Below are 24,100 nucleotides of genomic sequence, written 5' to 3' on the forward strand. Positions count from 1 at the left end.
AATGCAATTAATGAAAAACATTCTTCTACCCTTTTTCTTTTTAGCTGCCTTTAGCTATGCGCAAGAGAATACTATTCAAGGTACTGTAATTGACCAAAACAACCAGCCCATACCCTATGCCACGGTATTGATTCAAAATTCTACAAATGGGACGACCACGGACGAAAACGGGGCATACAACCTTGCCACTGGTAATAAGAAATCAATCACTTTAATCTTTTCTTCCATTGGCTATACTAGCGAAAGTAAGTCGATAACCCTAAACCCCAGCGGTATCACCCAAATACCCGATGTAGTACTTACCGAAAAGCAAGAACAACTGAACGAAGTCATCGTGGAAGGCCACCAAGACAAGTTTTTAGAGCGCGAACCTTCACAATCCCTTCGGTTAAAAACTGAATTGGTCAAACTACCTCAAAACATCCAGGTCATTGGAAAAAATCTATTACAGGACCAACAAGTGACCACAATTATGGACGGACTTACCCGTAACGTGAGCGGTGTGACCATGCTAGAACATTGGGGAAATTTTGCCAGGATCAACATGCGCGGCTTTCGTTTACCTGCCTTTAGAAACGGCGTAAACGTACAGGATTCATGGGGACCACTAGCGGAGGACATGAATACGGTTGAACGAATAGAATTTGTAAAAGGCCCGGCAGGATTTATGATGGCCGCCGGTGAGCCTGGAGGTTTCTATAATGTCGTAACCAAAAAGCCGACCGAAGAATTTATAGCGAATGCCTCGGTTTCTGCCGGTAGTTTCGATTTTTATAGAGGAACCGTGGATGTGGGCGGCAAGTTAACGGACAATGGCAAACTTTTAGGTAGGTTCAATGCCATGTATCAAACTTCGGACAGTCACCGCGGAAACGAAGACGCCGCTAGGTACGGTATTGCACCTTCGCTCACCTATAAATTTTCCGATAAGACTTCCATAACTACGGAAGCCAATTTGCAGCAAGCCGAGTCGTACCTAGGTTCTGCCTACGTTTTTGCACCCGCAAGTGCCGGTTACGCCAGCCTTCCCAGAGACTTTAAATTCACCAATAACGATTACCCGGTTACGGATATTCAAGAAGTTACTTTTTTTACCAATGTTGACCATGAATTTTCAGATAAATGGAGCATTCACGGACAACTGGCGTATTTAAGGTATGATCAAACCGGAAATTCCACGTGGCTCATTTCCATGGCCGAAAATGGGGATGCCGTTCGCTACACATCCCAATGGGATGCCCTCTCCAGGGGTAAATATGCCCAACTGTACGTAAATGGGGAGTTCAACACCTTTGGAATCAACCATAAAATAATGGGTGGTTTTGATTACAGCGATAAACGATATTGGGCGGATTGGAATGCGCTTTCCAATGTTGATACCACGGTTCCGTTCAATGTTTTTAATCCCGTTTATACGGATAGTCCGGACACTAACTTTGACAGAAGTGTTCCAGTGCAAGAGAGAAACGGTGGAAACCCTTATGGCTCGAGTATCTTAAGATCTTACTATGCACAGGATGAGCTAGGCTTCTTAGACCAAAAGATTAGATTGACCCTTGCCGGCAGATACTCCAATCTCTATTCCCTTGGTCAAACTGAAACAAATAATGTGGTAACGCCCAGAGTTGGTTTAAGTGCCGATATTATTCCATACCTGACCGTTTTTGCACTTTATGATGAATCGTTCCTTCCACAAAGTGGTTTTAGCTCAGAGGGAGAAGTTTTGAACGACCCTGTAAACGGCAAGGACGTTGAAGGAGGAATAAAGGGCAATTTCTTTGACGGACGTTTGCGTGCTTCTTTGGGAGTTTACAAAATAAACAAGAACAAAATATTGGTAAGCGACCCTGCCTTTCCCAATGATAATTTCAGCATCTATTCAGGCGAAATTGAATCAAAAGGAATTGAATTTGATATGCAAGGGGAAATTACTCCCGGTTTAAACCTTATTTTGAACTACGCCAATACCAATGTAGAGGACAAATCTGGCAACCTAGTCGCCGGTCATGCCAAACACGTAAGCAATGGCTGGTTGAATTATGCCTTTGCGCCCAAAACCCAATTGAAGGGTTTTGGCATTTCATTGGGCTACCAATACCAAGTTGACCGAAGTACGTGGGCCTGGGCCGCCGATAACCAATCAGATTTACCCAACTACTTTCGAATGGATGGAGCCCTTTCATGGCACAATAATAAGTTCCGTGTACAAGTAAACGTAAACAATATACTTGACGAATACCTCTATGCTGGGGCCAACTACGGAAGTTATATCTACTGGCAATCAGAACCGGGGATTAACGGTAGAGTGACCGTAGCTTATTCCTTTTAATCCTAATCTTAGTTAGTTACTTCCCCAGAAGAAAAATTTCTGGGGAAGGCTAACCATTACTATTTTATGTGGATCATCTCAACCCTTCTCATTTTTATAGGTTTTTACCTATACTATTTGACCTCGGCAAAAACAAGTAAGAACAACTCCGAATTAATTCAAAAATATGTGGGTAGACATCGGGTATCTCTCAAATGTATGGGCTTGTTCGTACTTCTTTTGGCCCTTATCATCTGTACACAGCAGTTAGGTTGGGGTTCCGGAATTTTCATCTTTATCATTCTCTTAATGACCGTTGCCAGCACGATTATCCTTCTTGCTCCTCTAGAAATACTGCGCCCGTTGCCTCTTTTACTTGGTCTGACCTTGCTTATAATAACTGAAAACCTGTTTCTATAATGCCGGCCAACCCTAAATATCTCAATCCAAAATTCAGTCATCGATTGGCAACAATTACTGCCGCTATTTTTGGAGGACTATTGGTCACCCTTAGCTTTCATTTTGCCCTAGCCGTCTGGTTTGACCAAGTAACCGTAATCATTACTAGCACTTTTACAGCCTTTATTCTTTGGGTTGTTCTGATGATGTTGGCCTTTATGGCTAAAAACGGATTAAAGATTTGGGGCATTTACCTCTTAGTAACTCTCATATTTTCACTAATCACCTACTTAGGATTGCCGTCATGAAACGAAGAATTTACAATATACTTTTTCACACCCACACAGTAAGTGGTATCGTTATTAGTGTAGCCCTATATGTAATTTTCTTTGCAGGTTCTTTTTCTTTTTTCAGGGATGAAATAGCCATGTGGGAAAGAGGTCATCATGCGGAGAGTACAGACCGGATTCCAATGGATATCGATAGTTACCTGAGGCACATATCGTTAGATAACGAACTCCAAGGCCGAGAAATCGAAATTTCTAGATATTACAACGAAAGAAATATCAACATCCATTTAACGGCCTCAAAAGATTCCTTGGCTCCGCAACAGGCTCAAGAAAGAAAGAATTTTTACCTTGACACCAAAGATTTATCAAAGTCCACCTACGCCACCAACTACGGCTTGGGCGAGTTTCTCTACAGATTACACTTTCTAGACCAGATTCCCTACCCATATGGCAGGTATCTATCTGGCTTTGTAGCCCTCTTTTTTCTATTTGCCCTACTTACCGGCCTATGGATCCATTGGGACAAAATAGTAAGCAATTTTTTTGTTTTTAGGCCCTGGGCAAAACTTAAAACGCTATGGACCGATGCCCATACCGCTTTAGGACTCATAGGATTTCCCTTTCAATTTGTTTATGCAGTCACCGGGGCCTTCTTTCTTTTAAAAGGTATACTTATGCTACCCACCGTTATGACTCTGTACGACGGCGACCAAAACGCTCTTTTTGAAGATTTGGAATACACCCATCCGAAGTTTGACTACAGCTACCAACCGCTAGAAAATGAACCTGCGGTTAATCAATTTATTGATAAAACACTTGAAGATTGGGAAAATTTTCATCTTGCGGAAGTACACATCTTTAATTATAATGATGCTAATATGCATGTCGCATTGAGTGGTCATCTCAACTATGCTTCCAAGTTCAACGGTACCGGTTACCGAATTTACCGGGTAAGGGATCAAAAACTGATTGATGAACGCATTCCCATAGAAAACAACCGCTATTTGGATGGGGTCAAAAACGTATTGTTTCGGTTGCACTTAGGCGATTACGGCGGACTGGGCCTGAGAATCGTTTCTTTCTGGTTAGGTCTAATCTCGTGTATTGTAATTCTTTCGGGAATCATGATTTGGATGGTTGCCCGCAATAAAAAGCATATTCCCATAAAAAGAAGAAGATTCAACAATCAGGTCGCCAATGTTTATATGGCCATTTGTTTGAGCATGCTTCCGGTTACGGCGGTAAGCTTTTGTGCGGTAAAAATTTGGGGCGCTGAAAAAGGGTTTATTTACAAAGTCTATTTCTTAAGTTGGTTAGTAGCGAGTCTTTTCTTTACCCTTAAAAAGAACATCAACTTTACCAATAAATACTGTCTCATTTCCGGGGGAATCTTATGTATCCTGGTGCCTTTATGCAATGGCTTTACAACCGGACTCTGGCCTTGGATAAGCTACCCTAAAGGCTTTACCGAGGTACTTTTTATCGATTTACTGTTCTTATTTATTGGAGGCATTTGCATTTGGGTAGTTTATTTTAAAGGAAAACCTAAGCAATCTCAATAAATAACATCAATCATAACTTTCATGCTAAGTTGGCAACATCCTACCCCTAATTTCTTCCGATGAACGAATTTGTTTAGCCCCCTTTATTCTTTAAGTTAGATTGGAGACCTAAAGACACTCCATGGTACAGTTAAGAATTTTTAGCTTCCTCTTCTTACTCATCTCCTTCAACGCTTTTTCTCAAACAGATGAATTCGGTAAACTCACTCAAGCAGAGAGAAACCTAAAAATCTACGAAAAAGATTCCAGCGCCTTTGCAGTGGTATTATATGAAAAGGGCAACAATTATTTTAAGGTTGTTGACAACTACATTAGATTGATAAAGGAGTACCATGTTAAAATAAAAGTTTTAGATAAAAGGGGCTTTGACCAAGGAACCATTTCCATTCCTCTGTACAAAGGGAAAACCTCCGAAGAAAAAATTGATAAAATTAAAGCGGTAACCCACCTAAATGGAATAAAATATCCCGTTAGGGCATCAGAGTTTTTCAAAAACAATTTAAATGAATTTTGGAAAGAACAGACATTTACCTTCCCTAAACTAGAAGAAGGCTGTATTTTAGAATATTCCTATAAAATTATTTCTCCATTTTTCTTCAATCTCACTGGCTGGGATTTTCAATCTGATATTCCAAAATTACATAGTGAATACAATGCCCAAATACCTGGCAATTATGTCTACAACAGAACCCTTATTGGAAACTTAACATTAGACACAAATGATGCGAGCATCAAGAAAAACTGTTTTGAGGTACCAGGCTATTCCCAAATTGCAGATTGTGAGGTACTAAAATATTCCATGAAAGACGTTCCTGCATTTAAAAGTGAAAAGGAGTTTATGCTTTCTGAAAGAAACTATAAATCGCGCTTAGATTTTGAATTGGCCAAACACAACAGATTTGATGGTGTTGTAGATAAATACACCCAATCTTGGGAAGACGTTGATAAAGAGTTTAAAAGTGACAAGGATATAGGGCGCCAATTAACCAAAAACAATTTTTTTGAAAAACATGTTCCCGAAGCACTATTTCTAGAGAAGGACCCGTTGACAAAGGCTCAAAACATCTACAAATTTGTACGGTCCCATTATACATGGAACGGTAAGTACGGAGTTTACGGAAAAGCCAGGGTAAAGGACGCCTTTGAAAACAATTCTGGAAGCGCCAGTGAAATAAATATGGCCTTGATCAATTTGTTAAACTCGGCAGGCCTACCAACCAATCTAATGCTATTGTCTACTCGAGAAGCCGGACTCCCCAAGCAGACCCACCCGGTAATGTCAGATTTCAATTACTGCTTGGCCTACCTAAAAATAGATGATCAAGTATTTCTATTGGATGCCACGGATAAATATATGCCTTTTGGTATGCTTCCTTTCAAAACCCTCAACCATTATGGCAGGGTCATGGATTTTAAAAATGATAGTTATTGGGCAAAAATTGTGCCTGGCAGCAACAATGTTTTACAGGTCAGGGCTAGCGTAAATTTAGATATGGAGAATAATCTCCTTTCCGGAATCATGGATAAAACAGCTCATGGTTATTTTGCCTTGAACACTTACAAAAAATTAGCGGACACCAATGAACAGGCGTATTTAAATTATTTGGAAAAAGATGCCTTTGGCGATTTTGAAATTACCGAATATGAACTTAATGAAGACCTGAGTACCGAAAATAAAACCATGGAGCGCATCCATTTTCAAACTGAAGGTGATTTAAATTCCAAGATGCTATACATCAACCCATTTCACAGCGTCTTTTACAAGGAAAATCCTTTTAGCCTTGCAGAACGAAATTATCCTATAGACTTTGGTTATAATCGGACCTATAAATACAACTGGGCTCTTAACATCCCGGAAGGTTACGAAGTAGTGGATTTACCAAAAAAGAATCGTGTAACCGTTGGCGAAAGCGATTTAATACTGGATTTCACCCCTTTGAAATCACCCACACAGATTGGAATTAATTTTACCCTTTTAGTGCGCAATAGCCTTTTGTCTCCCAAGGATTACAAAGCCATAAAAGAACTTTTTGCCAAAGCCATTGATATTCAAAGCAATTCATTGGTTGTACTTAAAAAGACGACCATAAGTAACACTAGTCAATAAGGAATTACTCTAGCATCTTTTCCATCTGTATATTGCTTCGGGAATAAGGCGTTGGCCTATGTGCTACTTTTTTAAAGCCTAATTTTTGGTACAAATTAATGGCCGGTTTTAATACTGTGTTACTTTCTAAGTACACCTTTTTGGCTCCCAGTTTCTTTGCTTCCTCCAAAACGGATTTCCCTAATAAATATCCGATACTCTTTCCTTGCGCCTTGGGGCTTACTCCCATTTTCGCTAATTCGTAATCGTAATCGGGGTCGTTCATTTTTATCAGGGCACACACTCCCAAAGGTTCACCGTCGTAAAGGGCCACCATAATCTTACCTCCAAGGTTTAATATATATTCTTCTGGATGGTCAAGTGCCTTGTAATCCTCCTTTTCCATCACGAAATACTTCGAGATCCATTCTTCATTTAGGCTTTTAAAAATTTCTTTAAAAGCACTGGTATATGGTACAATTTTTACCTTTTTTGCTTCCCTGATTTTGCGTTGCTCTTTTACCCTTTCAAAAAGGGATTTTTGTTCAAAAAGAAACTCCCATTCCGCCAAGGCCTCCCAAAGATTATGGTTTGCCTGAGATAGCAATTGGTCTACTGCGGCATCTACATCCTTGCATTGCACATCGATAATATGCCTGGCATTCTTCTCCCCCTTATCGGTCAAACGAACCGTGTTTCTTCTTTTATCTTCCTTACAGACCTGTTTTTCCAATAGGTCCTTTTTCAACATCTCTTTTACCATTTTGGTAACGGATGGCTGAGAGTGCGAAATTTTATCTGCAATTTCCGTAATGGTCAATGCCCCAACTTGCGACAAAACGAACAACACCGGAAACCAATTGGGCGAAACATCCAATTGGTACATCTCATAAATTTTCCCTGCGTCTTCGGTCATTTGAGCTGATAACATGCGTAACCTGCTTCCCAGGGCTATCTTTCCTGTTCTATCAAAAAAATTCATAAATAAGTATTTATATAACTGGTTATGCCAATATATTTATTTTATATAATTCTGCTACTAGAATGATAAGGAAATAGATTAAAGTCGGGGTGTTTCTATCAGAAAATCATCTTCCCAAATAGCTTTTTGGGTAGCGTTATCGATATTACCTCCGGTCAAAACCATCATAATCCGTTTTTTGGATTTTTGGGTCTTCAACCATTGAAATACCCCTTCCATAGTCATGGCACTGGTGGGTTCCAAATGTAGTTTTAATAAGTGCGTCAGCCATTGTGTCCAATAGACAATTCGATCCTCGGTAATTTCATACATCCCATCCAAATGCTTGAGGTGTTCAAAAGTAATGTCGCCTACGGCCATGGTCATTACTCCATCTGCCAACGTCTTAGGTTTTGAGGCAAGCCGCTGAATGGAATTTTTCCGGAGGGATTCTGCCGCATCATTAGCGTTCAAAGGTTCTACCCCAAAGACCTTACTTTTTGGAGACATTCCCTTGGTGGCCACCAAAGTTCCGGATACGAGTCCCCCACCGCCACAAGGGGCAAAAACTGCATCGATTTTTGGCACGTCTTGTAGCGCCTCATACATGGCCGTACCTTGACCTGCGATTACTTGCTCATGATTAAAAGGAGGAATCCAATAGGTACCCTCTTCTTCCGAAGCCTTTTTTACTTTTGCATCGGCCAAATCCCTTGTTTCACACAGAACCACTTCCGCCCCGTACGATTTGGTAGCCTCTATTTTAACCTTACTTGAGTAGTCTGGCATATAAATCGTCGCAGGAATATGGTACCGATTAGCCGCCCAAGCAATGGCCTGCGCATGGTTGCCGCTACTGTTTGCCACTATCCTCTTCGGTTTTTGACCCGTTTCAATCAACCACGAAATGGTATTACAGCCTCCCCGCGCCTTAAAGGCCCCTATTTTCTGAAGACATTCAGCCTTAAAAAATACATCGTGTCCCAGCCATTTATTTAATAATTGAGAGCTAAGAACGGGTGTTCTTTTTACTTGCCCTTCTATTCGACCACAAGCTTTTTCAATATCATTTAGGCTGATCATGGGTAGGAATTTAAAAACATGCAAATTAGCATTTTTAAAACGGTACTCTCTCGTTAGTCATGTAAAATATCGTTCCCTTCTTTTGTTCACTTACGATTATTGATGCAATCCGGTCAAACGTGGACTTGTTTGATTTTTTTGCAACTTCAGCTTACCAAAAATTCCTATACTGCAAGCATTGTAGAGCAAAAGAAATATTTAGAAACTAAAATCGGCTATGTGCCGATATGCCCTTCCCAAGAACAACTGCTTAAAAAAGTCCTTATGTAGGACTTTTTTAGTTTCTACCAAGCAGCAACTGACATTAATTTGATAACTTGCCGCTACCAATTACCAAACCACACCACCAATGAATCTGAAGTATCTTACTTTGGCCTTGTTGCCAATTATATTTGCCTCCTGTAGGGAAGAATCCAAATCTCGTCAATCCACAAAAAGGCCCAATATTGTTTTTATCATGTCTGATGACCACGCTTATCAAGCCATCAGTGCCTATGATGACAAGCTGATCCAAACGCCCAACATCGATAGGATTGCCAAGGAGGGAATGCTTTTTAACAATGCAACAGTTACGAATTCCATTTGTGCTCCCTCTAGGGCCGTTATTCTTACCGGAAAGCATTCGCACCTCAACGGTAAAATAGACAATCGAATGCCGTTTGACACGACCAATGTCACTTTTCCGCAACTGTTACAAAAAGCGGGATACCAGACGGCTATGTTCGGGAAACTTCATTTTGGAAACAATCCCAAGGGTTTTGATGAATTTAAAATTTTACCCGGACAAGGGGATTATTACAATCCAAAATTCATTACCCAAACCGGAGATACCACCATCACGGGCTACGTGACCGATATCATTACTGATTTGACGATTGATTGGATGGAAAAAAGAAGGAATCCCGCGAAACCCTTTTTATTGATGTACCTTCACAAGGCTCCGCACCGTACTTGGATGCCTGCCGAACGACATTATCCCGAATTCACCAAAAAAAGCTACCCCCTACCTGAAACGCTTTTTGACGATTATACCACTAGGAATGCCGCTTCCCCATCCGCAGAAATGGGCATTCTCAAACACATGCAAATATCGTACGATCTTAAAGTGCCGGATCGCATTGCCAACACTTTAGACATTAAAAACTGGAACCAGATAGGTAATCGTATCGGAAGATTAAATGCCGACCAACGTGCTGCTTGGGATGTGGTTTATAATCCGATTGCAGAAGATTTTGCGGAGAAATTCCCAAATATGAACGACAGTCTTTTGACGGTCTGGAAATACCAACGCTACATGCAAGACTATTTAGGAACCATAGCTGCAGTTGATGAAAACGTGGGTCGTTTATTGAATTATTTAGACAAAAAAGACCTATCTGAAAACACTTTAGTGGTCTATACCTCCGATCAAGGGTTTTATCTGGGCGAACACGGTTGGTTCGATAAGCGATTTATGTATAACGAATCTTTTAAAACACCGCTGTTAATCAAGTGGCCCAACGTTATTACGCCCAATACCACCGAAGAAGAAATGGTACAAAACCTTGATTTTGCCCAAACCTTTTTGGAAGTTGCCGGAGTGAACCCACCTTCCGATATGCAGGGCGAAAGTCTGGTACCCCTTTTAAAGGGGGAAAAAGAAGCTTGGGATAGAGACGCTGTGTACTACCACTATTATGAATATCCCGGGGAACATGCGGTAAAGAGACATTATGGCATTTCCACCAAAGAATTTAAGCTCATTCATTTTTATCATGATGTTGACGAATGGGAGCTGTACGACCGACTCAAAGACCCGAACGAAATTCGAAACGTTTATGAAGAACCGGAATATGCCGAAACGGTAGAGGCTATGAAAGAAAAATTAGAAGAAGTAAGAAAAAAATATAAAGATTCTGATGAGCTGAGTAACGGATACATTGAACTTTACAAAGAAAATGGGTGGATCAAGTAAGCTACCATTCATCTGCCTTTTAAAGAATTAGCAGTGGCATCACGATTTTTTATAAAATCGGTTTCCCCTTAGCTCGTAGGCTTCGGCGATTACCTCTTGAAGAACCTGATCGTCAATTTCTTCTAAGGAGGTATAGCGTAAGGATTTGACCACCTTTCGTTTTTCGGTGTTCATTTTATCTAAATGCTTGGTCAAGTGGGCGGAGTTCCAAAAAGCGATATCTACGAAATTCTTTTTGTGGGATGCGTTCAAATAACAAATAGGACTTTTACCCACATAAAAACAGGGAATTCGCCATTTGTATTTCATTTCTACTTCTGGTAACACCCGCTGAATGGTCATCTGTAAATGCAGTAAGACACTTTTGTACGGTTGCGGTTGGTTGAGGATGTATTCTTCGGCTGGGTTCATTTTCCTACTAAAATTATGATAAACAAAGGCCTAAGAGGCATTGGGCGGTATCAAATATATACTTTTGCCAAAAGATTGCCCTTCAATGATTAAAAGAAATAGTAGTCCGCCCCTTTGCAAAATGCTATTACTATCCATACTGATAGTGGTCCAATTAGGTTTTTCTCAAGACAATGTGGACCAAGATTGGATTTTCAAGAACAGTAAAACCCTTTCCGAACTTTGGGAATTGGATGAGGAGCACCATAGAGGTACGTTTTTAATCACTTCCTACAAGCCCATCTATTTTACGCTTGCTAAATTTTCTACTGATACCAACAAATTTCCAATTAGCGAAGAACGTAACAACGTGCTACCTGAACCCGTAGACCTCAATGTCGTGGAAGCCAAATTTCAACTGAGTATGAAAACCAAGGTTTTCTATAAGGTTTTATGGGGAAAGGCCGATGTTTGGGCCGCTTACTCACAACGGGCCTACTGGCAGATTTACAACAAGGAACTCTCAAGACCCTTTAGGGAAACCAATTACGAACCGGAAATCATCCTGAACTTTCCGGTAAATTTTGATGTATTAGGATTCAAAGGAAAAATGTTGGGTGCGGCTTTTATTCATGAATCCAATGGGCGTTCAAACCCTATTTCCAGAAGTTGGAACCGACTGGCTTTTCACGCCGGTTTTGACCGTGGACCGTTACAAATTATGCTTAAAAATTGGATTCGACTCGGTGGAAGCAATGACGACAACCCACAAATATCCGATTATATAGGCCGAGGCGAGGCTAAGGTTACCTACGATTGGGGCCGGCAGCGCTTTTATGCCATTGTCCGGCATTCCCTAAAATTCGGGAATAAAAGCAGAGGAAGTATACAGTTGAATTACACCTTCCCCATCATTAAAAATTTTAGTGGACATATTCAAGTTTTTGATGGCTACGGTGAAAGTATGATCGATTACAACCATAGACAGACCACTTTTGGATTGGGAGTAAGTTTAATCAATTAACGAAATGGGGAATTGGAAGAATAGTTCTTTGTTCAATAGAACTACATTCTACTAAAGTCTAAAATGGACTTGGGAAAATCAGCTTGCAGTAATTGATAGAAGGTAGACGGAGTGTTTTCAGACAGACTGATATTTTTGCCTTCGACATCAACATCAAATTGAAAACAAGAAAAATCATAACAGCGATCGGGGTCTACTCGGCTAATTAAAAACTTGGTGATTTTTGGTCTTAACTGGTATTCTAATTCAACACAATAACTTTTGAGGAGAGGGTCTCCGTTGATATTGATAAGCCAATTAAAAGTCATCGTGGGAATATTTAAAAGCAGAGCAATATATAACTTATTTACAATTTATTTACATTAAATATACCTTAAATTAAATCACTGAATTCATCAAATCATTCCTTACCAACCAACAACCAAACTTAAAGCAATGAAATTCAAAATTCTATCTCTTCTAATAATCTCATTACAGCTTACCAGTTGCCAGCAACAGCCCGAAGAAAAAATTAAAAGACCCAATATTCTCTTCATCATTGCCGATGATTTAACCACTACGGCCCTTTCTTGTTATGGAAACAAACTTGAAATCAGCCCGAATATCGACGAATTGGCTTCTGCAAGTGTTATTTATACTAAGGCATATAGCCAGTATCCCGTTTGCGGACCGTCCAGGGCTTCCATGCTATCTGGCTATTACCCCAATGCAACTACTACCTATGGTTATGTGAGTGGCAGGGAAAATATAGGTCCGGATAGAAAAATGCTCCCTCAGCTTTTTAAGGAGAACGGCTATGTTTCCACCAGGGTGAGCAAAATTTATCATATGGGCGTTCCCGGGGATATTGAAAAAGGGAGCGATGGCAAGGATGACCCTGCTTCTTGGACGGAAAAACACAACAGCCAAGGGCCGGAATGGCGGGCTAAGGGAGATGGCGAATTGGTTCAGGGAAACCCTGATGGGAGCTTACCTGTAAAAGGGGGCAATGTCATGACAATTGTAAAAGCGGAGGGCGACGATTTAGTCCATTCCGATGGAAAAACCGCTGAAAAAGCGGTAGAACTGCTCAAAAAATATAAAGATACCAGCTTCTTTCTGGCCGTAGGATTCGTACGGCCTCACGTGCCCTTTGTGGCCCCTAAAAATTATTTTGAGCCTTATGATTATGAGGAAATGACACTTCCTAAAAAAGTGGAAGGAGATTGGGTCGATATCCCCGAAAGGGGCATTAATTATGTAACTTCGGTTAACGGACAAATGAACCTAGAGCAGCAAAAAAAGGCCTTGGCCGCCTATTATGCCTCGGTGTCTTATATGGATGCCCAAGTTGGAAAAGTTTTGGCAGCCCTAAGGACCGAAGGTTTGGAAGAGAATACCATTGTGGTCTTTACCTCCGATCATGGTTTTCATTTGGACGAGCACGACTTTTGGATGAAAGTAAGCCTACATGAAGAATCGGTACAGGTACCCTTATTGATTAAAGTCCCGGGGAAGGAACCGGCTATTTGCCATTCGTTTACGGAACTGATCGACCTCTACCCCACCCTTGCCGAATTGACCGATATTCCGTATTCACCACATCTGCAGGGAAAATCGCTGGTTAACACCTTAGATAATCCCTCTAGCCCAGTACGTGAGATGGCTTTTACCGTTTCCCAAGGGGGAAAATCGTTTTTATTGAGAAATGAAAACTGGGCTTTTATCCAATACGATGAGGATGCCGCATCAGGCATAGAACTGTACGATATGAATAAAGACCCTCAGCAGTATACCAATTTGGCTTTAAATCCTGCTTATGCCGATACCGTGGCGTTATTTCAAGAAAAGCTCAAGAAGAAATTGACGGAGGTGAGAACCAATGATTTGGGAATCGAGTATTAGTTGTTCGTTGTTCGTTGTTCGTTGTTCGTTGTTCGTTGTTCGTTGTTCGTTGTTCGTTGTTCGTTGTTCGTTGTTCGTTGTTCGTTGTTCGTTGTTCGTTGTTCGTTGTTCGTTGTTCGTTGTTCGTTGTTCGTTGTTCGTTGTTCGTTGTTCGTTGTTAAAACGAAAAAAATTTCCGAGCAACATTTTGGCAATTTTCAACCTTTTGGTTTTGTTTCAAGGCAAAATGAAGAAGATCTTCCAGTTATTCCTTCCCATCTACATAATCCTGCAAATAGGAATAACGTGGTGTCAACTTACCATTCTGTGTCATGCGGGCCCGTTCTAAAATACCATTTTTATCACCATTAAAGAACGCGGGAATTACATTTTTTAGAAAAGCCTCCCCAAATCCTTCGCTGGCATCTCTTGGTAATTCGCAAGGCAGATTATCTACGGCCATTACGGCAATGGCATCTTCATTCTTAAAATCCGTTTCCTTTTCAGAAATGGGGTCGTAGCCATAAATTGGATTGGCGATGGTAGACGGTTTAATAGTACTAGCCACAGGTCCGTCAATATCGCAGCTAACATCGGCCACCACCTTGATTTTGAAATCGGGGTGTTTGGCATCTTCCCGGGTATAGAGATAGGGAGCTCCTTGTCCGTAAAAATGGCCCGCGATGTAAAAATCGGTCACCTCGGCAAAACGGAAGAAATTGCTCTTATATTCCTCGGGATGGGCGAAGAAGTCAGCCTTATTGCCCCTAACCCCATCTTTGCGCCTGTTATATTCAGAAGCATCGATTTGACAATACACCGGCTCGTTAAATTCTTCTTTTAGGTATTCTGCTACGTTCACTTTTTTGAGTCCCATAGCATCGAGCATCTCTTTAGAGCCGTTACCTACTCTACCCTTTCCGGTCAATAAAATTTTGATGTTAGGTAGCTTTATTTTTTTGAGTTCCGCTATCAAAGCCTGCTGATCGGTCAAGTTTTCTGCCTTGGGCAGTTCAAAAGTTCCGTATTTGAGTCCGAATGAACGAAATCCGTTGTAAGCGCCCACAATGCCCGCATATCGACCAAAAGCCACCAAACGCTGTTCTTTTTCATTAGTGATGACCTCGTGGTCGTACAATTCGATGTTCTTTTCTAGAATAGCCCTTAACAAGTCTCGATTGTAGGGCTGTTTTTTAATGGTGTGCGAGAAAAAAAAGTAGTTTTTATTGGGAATAAGATGAGTAATAGGCACTTCTTTTACGCCCAAAAGCACGTCACACTCTTCCATTTTAGCAGCTACTTCTACACCTACCGCAACATAATCTTGATCTTGGTAGGCCCTAATGGGAGAAGGTTCCACCACAATTTCAGCCTTTGGATATTTGGAAAGGACTTTTTGACAGGCGGTGGGAGATAGTACTACGCGCCTATCGGGTGGGTTTTTACGTTCTCTTATAATTCCGAATTTCATGAGTTGCATTGTTTTTGGTTGATGGTTGTTGGTTGTTGGTTGTTGGTTGTTGGTAAACCCAAACTATCCTAAGCTTAACTTTCAACAATCGAAACACTCTTTTAACATTCCGTGGCCGACTGGTTTCAAATGTAACGGAAGCGCATTCACTGTCAAAACTTTTTTTGGAATACTTTTTGGGGTATATTTGCCGCCCTATTCCTTTAAGGTATCGGGTTTGCGTTAAGGATAAAGGCAGGTACCCGCCAAAGCGTGCCGATAGGTACGGGCAGGTGTGTACGGCCGATAGCCTGACCACTGGAACGTTAGTGACAGGGGCAACGCCCAAAAGTTCATTGAAAAAAAATGAGATGGTCTCGAAATAAATTCGGGACGTAACCTGCCCGGCAATGGGTGGGCTCGACTACGCAAATCAATAGATTTGCTGTCGAGAGAATAATTTTTTTTAGGTCCCGAAGTAAATTCGGGACGTAATTCGAGTACGCAAATCAATAGATTTGCTGTCTCATTACGGGGCCGACTGGTTTTGACAGCGAGACCAATGGCATTGTAAGCATGCCGAGCGCTGGGGTACAGCTCGATAATATCATACTTCACACTTTTAATTGGCGAATCTAATTACGCTCTTGCCGCGTAACCCGAATTATAGTAAGGTTATGCCTCGTTCCCGCAAGGCGGGAAAGCGAGATGTCTCTGAACAGCCCTTGTTGACGGCGGTTTATTAAGAGGCACCATAAAAGTCAACACAAGGGTAGCGTAGCTTTGGCGCTGCCTCTAAAACCTTAAGAAGCTAAGTGTGCGTTAGGTCGTTTCCGGCCGTGCGTGCATCGAAAATAAAGCGGAAACTAAGCATGTAGAAAGCACTGACGTTGCTTGTTTGGACGAGGGTTCGAATCCCTCCGGCTCCACAATATCAATTGATTATCAGTTAATTACTGATAAAACTCCCATTTTCACACCCAATTTTAAATAAATTGGGTGTTTTTTATTGTGCTTTCTAATGAGTAAAAACTAAACGTAGCATCAGAATTCAACTCAATTAAAAGCAAACTACGTTTCTTACCCTTCAAAAAAATTAGAAGCCTTCAATGAAAAAAAATTATAATCGTTCATTATGAACGATATGATTTCGCTAAACTTAGTGACAACTTGTTAAAAAAGGATAAAAAACAACTATCTTGGAAGTAATAACTACGAAAAAGGTACAAACATGAAAGAAGTTGTCGCAGAAATCAAATCACTCAAAGTATCCGTCAGTGCCCAATTTAATGTTCTTCTGGGATTGATTAGCTTTTTAGCATTAGTTATGACAGTTATCGTCTTTATGAAAGGATAGCCAATAGGCAATCTCTATTAGGTTGTATACTTATTCATATCGAATGAAAATGGCCTCCCTTTTCTTTTCTTAGTTATTGAATACCCAAAATCAAATACCAAATTTGTTATACTAAAAACGTAATTAAACCACCGTTTAAATAAACTTTACTAGCTATATCAAATTGTTAATATTCCAGAGTTTACTATTACCGTACACTTTAATAGTTTACCTTGTACACGTATAAATACCACAAAATGAAATTCGGGTACGCACGGGTAAGCACCAAAACGCAAAAGCACGACCTGCAGGTAGATGCATTCTTAAAGGAAGGCGTCGAGTCCAAAAACATCTATGCGGATATCTCTTCTGGAGCCAAGGCCGAACGAAAGGGCCTGGATGAAATGATGTCGAAGTTACGCGAAGGCGATACCGTGGTTGTTTGGAAACTGGACCGGATAGCCAGAAGCCTATCGCATCTTGCCAAATTGATCGAAGAATTTGAGCAAAAAGGCGTACATTTCAAGAGCATTCAAGAAAGTTTTATCGACACCACCTCCCCCCATGGTCGGTTTGTTTTCAACATTTTCGCATCCGTAGCCCAATTGGAAAGAGACATTATCATTGAGCGGACCCGCGCCGGACTGGAAAGTTCACGGCGTAGGGGAGTACGTCTTGGCCGTAAACCGGGCTTAAGCAAAAAAGCCGAGCACAAGGCCATATTGGCTGAACGCTATTATAGGGATAATGAACTCAGCGTCGAAGAAATAATGAAACTGATTGATGTGGGCTCCAAGAAAACCCTTTATAAGTATCTTGCCATTCGTGGACGAAGAACTTGTAAAGAATGTGGAACTTTGTTCTGGGACAAAGAACAAGATATAGACACTGCCTTATGTACTAACCATAAAACTAGAAAATAGATGCCAGTAGACTTTTCAAAAATATTAGTGATTGGTGTTTCTTCGAGAGCTTTATTCAATCTCGAAGAAGAAGAGCAAATTTTCAGAGAACAAAATATTCGCGGATTTCGGGAACACCAATTGGCTAATGAAGACAAGTTACTCGAAAAAGGTACCGCATTTCCATTGGTTGAGGCATTACTAAAACTCAATACCCACGTTGAGAAACCTATTGTTGAAGTGGTTGTGATGTCAAGAAACAGCCCTGAAACTGGTGTAAGAGTTTTAAAGGCAATTGAATATTACAAACTTCCAATTACAAGATGTGCATTCTCAGGTGGGGAGCCACTAGCTCCTTTCATAGACGCTTTTGATGTTGACCTTTTCCTTTCACGAGATGAAAGTGATGTTCAAAAACTCGCTGATACAGCAAACTGTGCGACCGCCTTGATATACGATCCACCTGAAAATTTTGAACCTGAAACAGATAGAGTAAAATTTGCCTTTGACGCAGATGCGGTTGTCTTTTCAGAAGAATCTGAAATCATTTACAAGACGAAAAATATTGAGGCATTCCACAAACACGAAAAGGAAAACGAGGATGTTCCTTTGAATGATGGACCTTTTGCTGTGCTTCTAAGAAAGTTATCTGATATTCAAGACTTCCTGCCTGTTGAAAAAGAACTTTCACCACTGCGTATTGCAATAGTAACCGCTAGAAATGCACCAAGCCATATGCGAGTTATCAAAACACTAAGACATTGGAATGTTTATGTTGATGAAGCCTACTTTATGGGCGGACTGCCAAAAGAAAAAGTGTTAGAAGCCTTTGGTGCTCATATCTTTTTTGACGACCAGCATACACATTTGAGCGATTCGAGTAAGAAAATACCTTGCGGAAGAGTATTGTATAAATCGAATTCCATTCTCAAAAATTACGAGAAGGAAATTATTGTTGAACCTAAGAAAATAAAAGAGAAATAATATGCCAACACTCCATTGGATAGGAAAAGAAAAAGTGGTGAGTCACCATCAAGATGTACCATACCGGGTTTTGGAATACAAATATGGTTTTACAGCCGACAAAGGAGAACAAACCGAACCGACCAACAGCGGAAATAAAATAATTCAGGGCGATAACCTTGAAGCTTTAAAAAGCCTGTTGCCTGAATATGAAGGAAAAATAAAGTGCATTTATATAGACCCACCATACAATACAGGAAATGAGAATTGGGTGTATAACGACAATGTAAACCACCCTAAAATAAAAAAGTGGCTCGGTGAAGTGGTTGGTAAAGATGGAGAAGACCTTAGCCGACACGACAAATGGTTGTGTATGATGTACCCGCGACTACAATTACTGCACAAACTCTTGGCTGATGATGGCGCTATTTTTATTTCTATTGATGACAACGAACAAGCCAATCTAAAATTGATGTGTGATGAGATTTTTGGAGTTAGGAATTTTATTGCAAATATAACTTGGCAGAAAAAATATGGACCTGCAAATGACGCCAAATATTTTTCTCAAACACACGAGTTTGTTATAGTTTACAGTAAACAGAAAGAACTTTTCACCCATAATTTAGTACCCAGAGACGATAAGCAGCTTAAAGCATTTAGAAATCCAGATAATGACAAAAGAGGATTATGGCGTGCTAGCGACCTTTCTGCAAGGACTTATTCTAAAAGTGGGGATTATATTATTGAAGGTCCAAATGGTGAAAAATATAGTCCGCCTCCAAGTCGGGCTTGGATTTTTAATCAAGAAAGATTTTTTGAATTACTTAAAGACAAAAGAATCTCTTTTGGGGCTAATGGGAAAGGTAGACCAATGCAGAAAAAGTTTCTTTCAGAAATAAAACAAGGTGTAACGGTTCAAACTTGGTGGGATAGAGACTTTGCCGGAGATAACAAAATAGCAAGATATGAATTAAAAGATATTTTCCCTCAAAATCCGTTTGACACTCCTAAGCCTTCATCACTAATAATTAGAATATTACAAATCGCTTCCGACAAAAACTCTATCATTCTCGACTCATTCGCAGGTTCAGGCACTACAGCACACGCAGTATTGAACTTAAACAAACAAGACGGTGGTAATCGTAAATTCATTTTGGTGGAAATGGAAGATTACGCCAACGATATTACGGCAGAAAGAGTAAAGCGTGTAACTAAAGGTTATGGTTCAGGCAACAAAAAAGTGGAAGGTACAGGCGGAGCATTTGACTTTTACGAACTCGGTTTGCCATTATTTGATGAGAACCAAAACTTAAACGAAGAAGTTGGCTTGGCAAAAATCAGAGAATACATTTGGTTTTCAGAAACTCGAACAAGTCTGAACTATGATTTATCTGATTTGCGTGATGGCTCTGATTATTTTTTAGGGAGAAAAGATGGAACCGAATATTATTTCATTTACGAAAAAGAAAAGCTCACCACCCTCGATTATGATGCTTTGGAACTCATCAAAACCAAAGGCGAGCAATACATCATATATGCGGATAATTGCTTGTTGCCAAAGGAATTTATGGCAAAGAAGAACATCATCTTCAAGAAAATACCAAGAGACATCACAAGATTTTAGATTATGGAAGAAATAAAAGTGCAAAACCTCCCGCCAAATGTAGATTGTGAGTCCGTGGCTATTTTAAAGCAACTCAACAAAGCTTCACGAGCATTAGGGCAGTTAAAGGGAGAGGTGTCTAAAATCCCGAATTCGCAAATACTACTCGATACACTTACGCTTCAAGAAGCAAAAGACAGTAACGAGATTGAGAATATTGTTACCACCGATGACGAGATGTACCAAGCAAGCATTGACGAAACGGTGGCTTCAGTAACGGCAAAAGAGGCACTCAATTACTCGAATGCCATTAAATTAGGATTGGATATTGTTCGCAACAAAGGTTTATTGACCATAAACGATATTTCCCGAATCCAACATATCATATCGCCAAATCATCCCATTCGGAAAATACCCGGAACGGTTTTGAAAAATCCGAAAACACAAGAAGTGGTTTACACACCGCCCCAACATTATGACGAAATAAAAAGCTTGCTCGATAATTTGGAGCGTTACATCAACGTACCCGATTTTCACGACATAGATGCTTTAATAAAAATGCCCATCATCCATTTTCAATTTGAAAGTATTCATCCCTTTTTAGATGGCAATGGAAGAACAGGGCGTTTGCTGAATATTTTGTATTTGGTTCAACAAGGTTTGCTAGACATTCCTGTTTTGTATTTAAGTAGTTACATCATTAAAAATAAAAGCGATTATTATCGCCTATTGCAGGAAGTACGCACCAAAGGCAGTTGGGAAGAATGGATTGTATGGATGCTAAAAGGCGTTGAATTGACTGCCAAAGAAACCATTGTAGTAGTTAATAAGATTAAAGTGCTGATGGACGATTACAAAAAGGAAATCCGCTGCAATTTCAGTTTTTACAGCCACGATTTGATCAACATCCTTTTTAAGCACCCTTACACCAAAAACAGTTTTTTGGAACGTGAATTGAAAATTCACAGAAATACGGCTTCAAGCTACTTAAACACCCTTGCAGATGCAGGATTGCTTACCAAAGTGAAAATTGGGAAGTTCAACTATTACATCAATGTTGCCTTGCTGCAAATACTTAAAAACAGATGATAGCCAGCAACTTAAATAAAGAAATAGACATGCACAGCAAATCAAGGTTTCTTGTGCACGTTTCGGGAACATCTACAAATATGTGTAGAATGTTGTGCACGATATCAGTATATGCTTAAATAAAGACGAAATGTTGTGCACGTTAAAATTTTAGAAATATGGAATTAAAGAGCTATCAGCAGAAGGTAATTGAAAATCTTGAAGAATACTTGACTTACGTTCAAGAGCAAAAAGATTTAAAAACGGCTTTCGATAAATATTGGGAAGATAAAATTGGTCCATACAATCCTTTGGATGGTACAGGAATGCAGCCCTATAAAAATAACATACCGAATGCGGCACACGTTGCAGTCAAAGTACCAACGGCAGGGGGTAAAACCTTTATTGCCGTAAATGCTTTGCATTCCATTTTTCAGGCTTACGATTCTAGCAAACCAAAAGCGGTGATTTGGTTAGTGCCTTGGAGTAACCTTCTGCAACAAACGGTTGATGCCCTTTCCAATCCAGAGCATCCATATAGACAAAAACTAAATACTCTTTTCAATCACCGAGTAGAAGTCTATCAAAAAGAAGATTTATTACAAGGCTCTAACTTTAATCCAACGGTTGTAAAAGACCAGTTGAGCATTTTTGTTATGAGCTTTGCCAGCTTGCGGGCAAGAAAAAAGGACGACAGAAAAGTTTACCAGGAAAACGGTCAGTTAGAAGCATTTGTATCGCAATTCAAGAACAGCGAACACATTTTAGACGGTGTGGACGACACAGCTCTTATTAACGTTTTGCGTTATCTCAATCCTGTTTTGGTAGTAGATGAAAGCCACAATGCGGAAAGTGATTTGAGTGTGGATATGCTTAAAAACTTAAACCCTTCTTTCATTCTCGATTTAACAGCAACACCCAAAGAAAACAGTAATATTGTTAGCCTTGTCCCTGCTATAGAATTAAAGAAGGAACATATGGTAAAACTTCCTGTTATCGTGTACAACAACCACGATAAAACGGAAGTCATAAATAATGCTTTGCACTTGCAACGCAAATTGGAAAACCTTGCAAAAAAGCAAGAAGCCGAAGGCGGAAAATACATCAGACCCATTGTGTTATTTCAAGCCCAGCCCAAAACCAAAGACGACAATACTACTTTCGAAAAGCTGAAAGAACAGTTGTTAAGTTTGGGTATTCCGGAAAATCAAATTAAAATCAAAACAGCCAACATTGACGAACTCAAGAGCATTGATTTGATGAGCAAGGAATGTGAGGTCCGCTACATCATTACCATCAACGCCTTGAAAGAAGGTTGGGATTGTCCATTTGCTTACATCCTGGCATCATTGGCAGACAAATCAAGTGCAGTTGATGTTGAGCAGATTTTAGGTCGTGTTTTGAGACAGCCTTATGTACAAAGACACAAATCATTTCAGCTAAACCTTTCGTATGTTTTAACGGCTTCTGCCAAATTCAACGAGACGTTACAAAGCATTGTAAAAGGCTTGCAAGAATCAGGTTTTAGTGAAAAAGATTATCGCAAAGTTGATAAGATGACCGAAGAAGAAAAGAAAACGGTTATTGCTGACCCAGTTGAATCTTTCCTTTTCCCTGAGCAACAAACGGAACAAGAAGAAGATGAAAATATCGACACCAATAGAGTAACGTTTGACCCAAATGCAGATGAAGAAGAACCTGAATCAACAACGGTAATTGATGAAATTGAAGCCATTGCGGAAGAACAAAACCGACAGTTAGAAGAACAAATAAAAGAACAGGAACAACAACCTGTTGACGACAATATTTTTCAAGAAATGGGTGATAAAGTAAAACGATACAAAGTTAAAGAAGCCTACAAGGAGTTTATAGATAAAATTGAGTTTCCTCAGTTCTTCATCAAAGTAACCGCAAGCGATATTTTCGGAACAGATGAAGAATTATTGAACCGTGAATCTTTGCTCAAAGACTTCAAGTTATCGGATGAAGACATCAAAATTGACTTTGACAAAATCTCTTCTGACTTATATAAAATTGACTTGGAAGAAGCCAAGAAAAACGAGTACAGACCGTCATTCACAAAGATTGAAGACAACTTGGTCAAAGACCCAATTGCGGAATACATTTTGGCAAAACCAAAAGAAAACCAGATAACAGACATTACACATCAAGTAATGCAGATTATCGGAAATATTTATCCTATTCCAGACCAAGAAATCAAGGTTTACATTGGACGAGTTCTTAACAATATGAACACCGAGCAACTAAGAGATATTTTGGTTCGGAAATGGAGCTATACAGACAAAATCAAATCTAAAATAAGGCAATTAGCGGACTCGTATGCCGAAGGTCGTTTTATGGATTTAATCAAATCGAAACGAATCAACACAAAAGGCAATTGGAACCTAAGCATGGAGATTGTTCCAGGGAATACAGGTTCTTCGATTGGTAATTCATTGTACGAAAAGGAAGGTTCAATGAACAACTTTGAAGAACGAGTAGTAATGGAACTCGGTACATCTTCAAACATTGAGTTTTGGCATAGGAATTTAGAACGTGGAAAAGGTTTTTATATCAATGGATTTAAAGCCAACCACTACCCTGATTTTATAATGAGAACTAAATCGGGCAGAACAATTTTAGTAGAAACGAAAGGCGACCATTTGGACAATGCCGACAGTGCGGCAAAATGCCGACTAGGAAATGAATGGGAAAAACAGGCGGGGCAAGACTTTGCCTACTTTATGATATTTGACAAAAAAGAGGTTGAAGGAGCATATACATTAGATAAAGCAAAAGAGTTGATATCGATGATGTAAAAGTTTGTTCTCATTTAGTTAGTAATTAAGTAATCAAAC

Annotated in this window: 19 protein-coding genes and 1 other RNA gene; 15 read left to right on the forward strand and 5 right to left on the reverse strand. The window is 40.0% G+C overall.

Translation table 11 applies throughout. The features are described from left to right. Window positions 1-10: 10 nt before the first annotated feature. The 5 genes from IL355_RS14180 to IL355_RS14200 all read left to right on the forward strand — a co-directional run bounded on the left by IL355_RS14180 (window position 11) and on the right by IL355_RS14200 (window position 6,666). On the forward strand, window positions 11-2,329 hold the full coding sequence (locus tag IL355_RS14180; protein ID WP_192462771.1) for a TonB-dependent siderophore receptor: 2,319 nt from the start codon (window positions 11-13) through the stop codon (window positions 2,327-2,329). 66 nt (window positions 2,330-2,395) lie between these two features. Continuing rightward, the gene (locus IL355_RS14185; protein ID WP_192462772.1) at window positions 2,396-2,728 is read left to right on the forward strand and encodes a DUF3325 family protein; all 333 of its coding nucleotides are present in this window, start codon (window positions 2,396-2,398) and stop codon (window positions 2,726-2,728) included. Then, the gene (locus IL355_RS14190) at window positions 2,728-3,015 is read left to right on the forward strand and encodes a hypothetical protein (protein WP_192462774.1); all 288 of its coding nucleotides are present in this window, start codon (window positions 2,728-2,730) and stop codon (window positions 3,013-3,015) included. Before IL355_RS14185 ends, IL355_RS14190 begins: the two co-directional genes overlap by 1 nt. Beyond that, on the forward strand, window positions 3,012-4,559 hold the full coding sequence (locus tag IL355_RS14195; RefSeq protein WP_192462776.1) for a PepSY-associated TM helix domain-containing protein: 1,548 nt from the start codon (window positions 3,012-3,014) through the stop codon (window positions 4,557-4,559). The genes IL355_RS14190 and IL355_RS14195 overlap by 4 nt, the downstream gene beginning before the upstream one ends. Window positions 4,560-4,680: 121 nt before the next feature. Continuing rightward, window positions 4,681-6,666, forward strand: a complete 1,986-nt coding sequence (locus tag IL355_RS14200; protein WP_192462778.1) for a DUF3857 domain-containing protein — start codon at window positions 4,681-4,683, stop codon at window positions 6,664-6,666. Between the two features lie 4 nt (window positions 6,667-6,670). On the opposite strand, the gene IL355_RS14205 is transcribed toward IL355_RS14200, so the two are convergent. Together IL355_RS14205 and IL355_RS14210 are read right to left on the reverse strand one after the other, a co-directional pair. Beyond that, window positions 6,671-7,627 carry a bifunctional helix-turn-helix transcriptional regulator/GNAT family N-acetyltransferase gene (locus IL355_RS14205; protein WP_192462779.1) on the reverse strand — a complete coding sequence of 319 codons (957 nt, stop codon included), beginning with the start codon at window positions 7,625-7,627 and terminating at the stop codon, window positions 6,671-6,673. Window positions 7,628-7,705: 78 nt separating this feature from the next. Then, window positions 7,706-8,689: a serine/threonine dehydratase gene (locus tag IL355_RS14210; protein WP_192462780.1), complete on the reverse strand. Its 984-nt coding sequence runs from the start codon at window positions 8,687-8,689 to the stop codon at window positions 7,706-7,708. Between the two features lie 349 nt (window positions 8,690-9,038). Between IL355_RS14210 and IL355_RS14215 the strand changes: the two genes are divergently transcribed. Continuing rightward, window positions 9,039-10,643: a sulfatase family protein gene (locus IL355_RS14215; RefSeq protein WP_192462781.1), complete on the forward strand. Its 1,605-nt coding sequence runs from the start codon at window positions 9,039-9,041 to the stop codon at window positions 10,641-10,643. A 39-nt stretch (window positions 10,644-10,682) separates the two neighbouring features. On the opposite strand, the gene IL355_RS14220 is transcribed toward IL355_RS14215, so the two are convergent. Continuing rightward, the gene (locus IL355_RS14220) at window positions 10,683-11,054 is read right to left on the reverse strand and encodes a DUF1801 domain-containing protein (protein WP_192462782.1); all 372 of its coding nucleotides are present in this window, start codon (window positions 11,052-11,054) and stop codon (window positions 10,683-10,685) included. 85 nt (window positions 11,055-11,139) lie between these two features. Here IL355_RS14220 and IL355_RS14225 point away from each other — a divergent pair, with 85 nt between their 5' ends. Further along, entirely contained in the window at window positions 11,140-12,057 is a 918-nt protein-coding gene (locus IL355_RS14225; RefSeq protein WP_225621251.1) for a phospholipase A, read from the forward strand. 41 nt (window positions 12,058-12,098) lie between these two features. Here IL355_RS14225 and IL355_RS14230 read toward each other — a convergent pair whose 3' ends face one another. Beyond that, the gene (locus IL355_RS14230) at window positions 12,099-12,365 is read right to left on the reverse strand and encodes a hypothetical protein (protein ID WP_192462783.1); all 267 of its coding nucleotides are present in this window, start codon (window positions 12,363-12,365) and stop codon (window positions 12,099-12,101) included. A gap of 127 nt (window positions 12,366-12,492) precedes the next feature. On the opposite strand from IL355_RS14230, the gene IL355_RS14235 reads away from it, so the two are divergent. Further along, window positions 12,493-13,941, forward strand: a complete 1,449-nt coding sequence (locus IL355_RS14235; protein ID WP_192462784.1) for a sulfatase — start codon at window positions 12,493-12,495, stop codon at window positions 13,939-13,941. Between the two features lie 244 nt (window positions 13,942-14,185). Here the strand turns inward: IL355_RS14235 and IL355_RS14240 are convergent, their stop codons facing one another. Beyond that, window positions 14,186-15,391 carry an NAD(P)-dependent oxidoreductase gene (locus IL355_RS14240; RefSeq protein WP_192462785.1) on the reverse strand — a complete coding sequence of 402 codons (1,206 nt, stop codon included), beginning with the start codon at window positions 15,389-15,391 and terminating at the stop codon, window positions 14,186-14,188. A gap of 512 nt (window positions 15,392-15,903) precedes the next feature. On the opposite strand from IL355_RS14240, the gene ssrA reads away from it, so the two are divergent. The 7 genes from ssrA (at window position 15,904) to IL355_RS14270 (ending at window position 24,061) form a co-directional block, all read left to right on the forward strand. Beyond that, window positions 15,904-16,302: a transfer-messenger RNA gene (gene ssrA, locus IL355_RS14245) on the forward strand. 299 nt (window positions 16,303-16,601) lie between these two features. Next, entirely contained in the window at window positions 16,602-16,727 is a 126-nt protein-coding gene (locus tag IL355_RS19330; protein ID WP_262892188.1) for a hypothetical protein, read from the forward strand. 236 nt (window positions 16,728-16,963) lie between these two features. Then, window positions 16,964-17,629: a recombinase family protein gene (locus tag IL355_RS14250; protein ID WP_192462786.1), complete on the forward strand. Its 666-nt coding sequence runs from the start codon at window positions 16,964-16,966 to the stop codon at window positions 17,627-17,629. Beyond that, window positions 17,630-18,592, forward strand: a complete 963-nt coding sequence (locus tag IL355_RS14255; RefSeq protein WP_192462787.1) for a 5'-nucleotidase — start codon at window positions 17,630-17,632, stop codon at window positions 18,590-18,592. A gap of 1 nt (window position 18,593) precedes the next feature. Further along, the gene (locus tag IL355_RS14260; protein WP_192462788.1) at window positions 18,594-20,195 is read left to right on the forward strand and encodes a site-specific DNA-methyltransferase; all 1,602 of its coding nucleotides are present in this window, start codon (window positions 18,594-18,596) and stop codon (window positions 20,193-20,195) included. Window positions 20,196-20,198: 3 nt separating this feature from the next. Next, the gene (locus IL355_RS14265) at window positions 20,199-21,263 is read left to right on the forward strand and encodes a Fic family protein (RefSeq protein WP_192462789.1); all 1,065 of its coding nucleotides are present in this window, start codon (window positions 20,199-20,201) and stop codon (window positions 21,261-21,263) included. 158 nt (window positions 21,264-21,421) lie between these two features. Beyond that, on the forward strand, window positions 21,422-24,061 hold the full coding sequence (locus tag IL355_RS14270) for a DEAD/DEAH box helicase (protein WP_192462790.1): 2,640 nt from the start codon (window positions 21,422-21,424) through the stop codon (window positions 24,059-24,061). Window positions 24,062-24,100 lie beyond the last annotated feature (39 nt).

It is taken from the genome of Euzebyella saccharophila, assembly GCF_014855495.1.
Taxonomy (GTDB): Bacteria; Bacteroidota; Bacteroidia; order Flavobacteriales; family Flavobacteriaceae; genus Euzebyella; species Euzebyella saccharophila.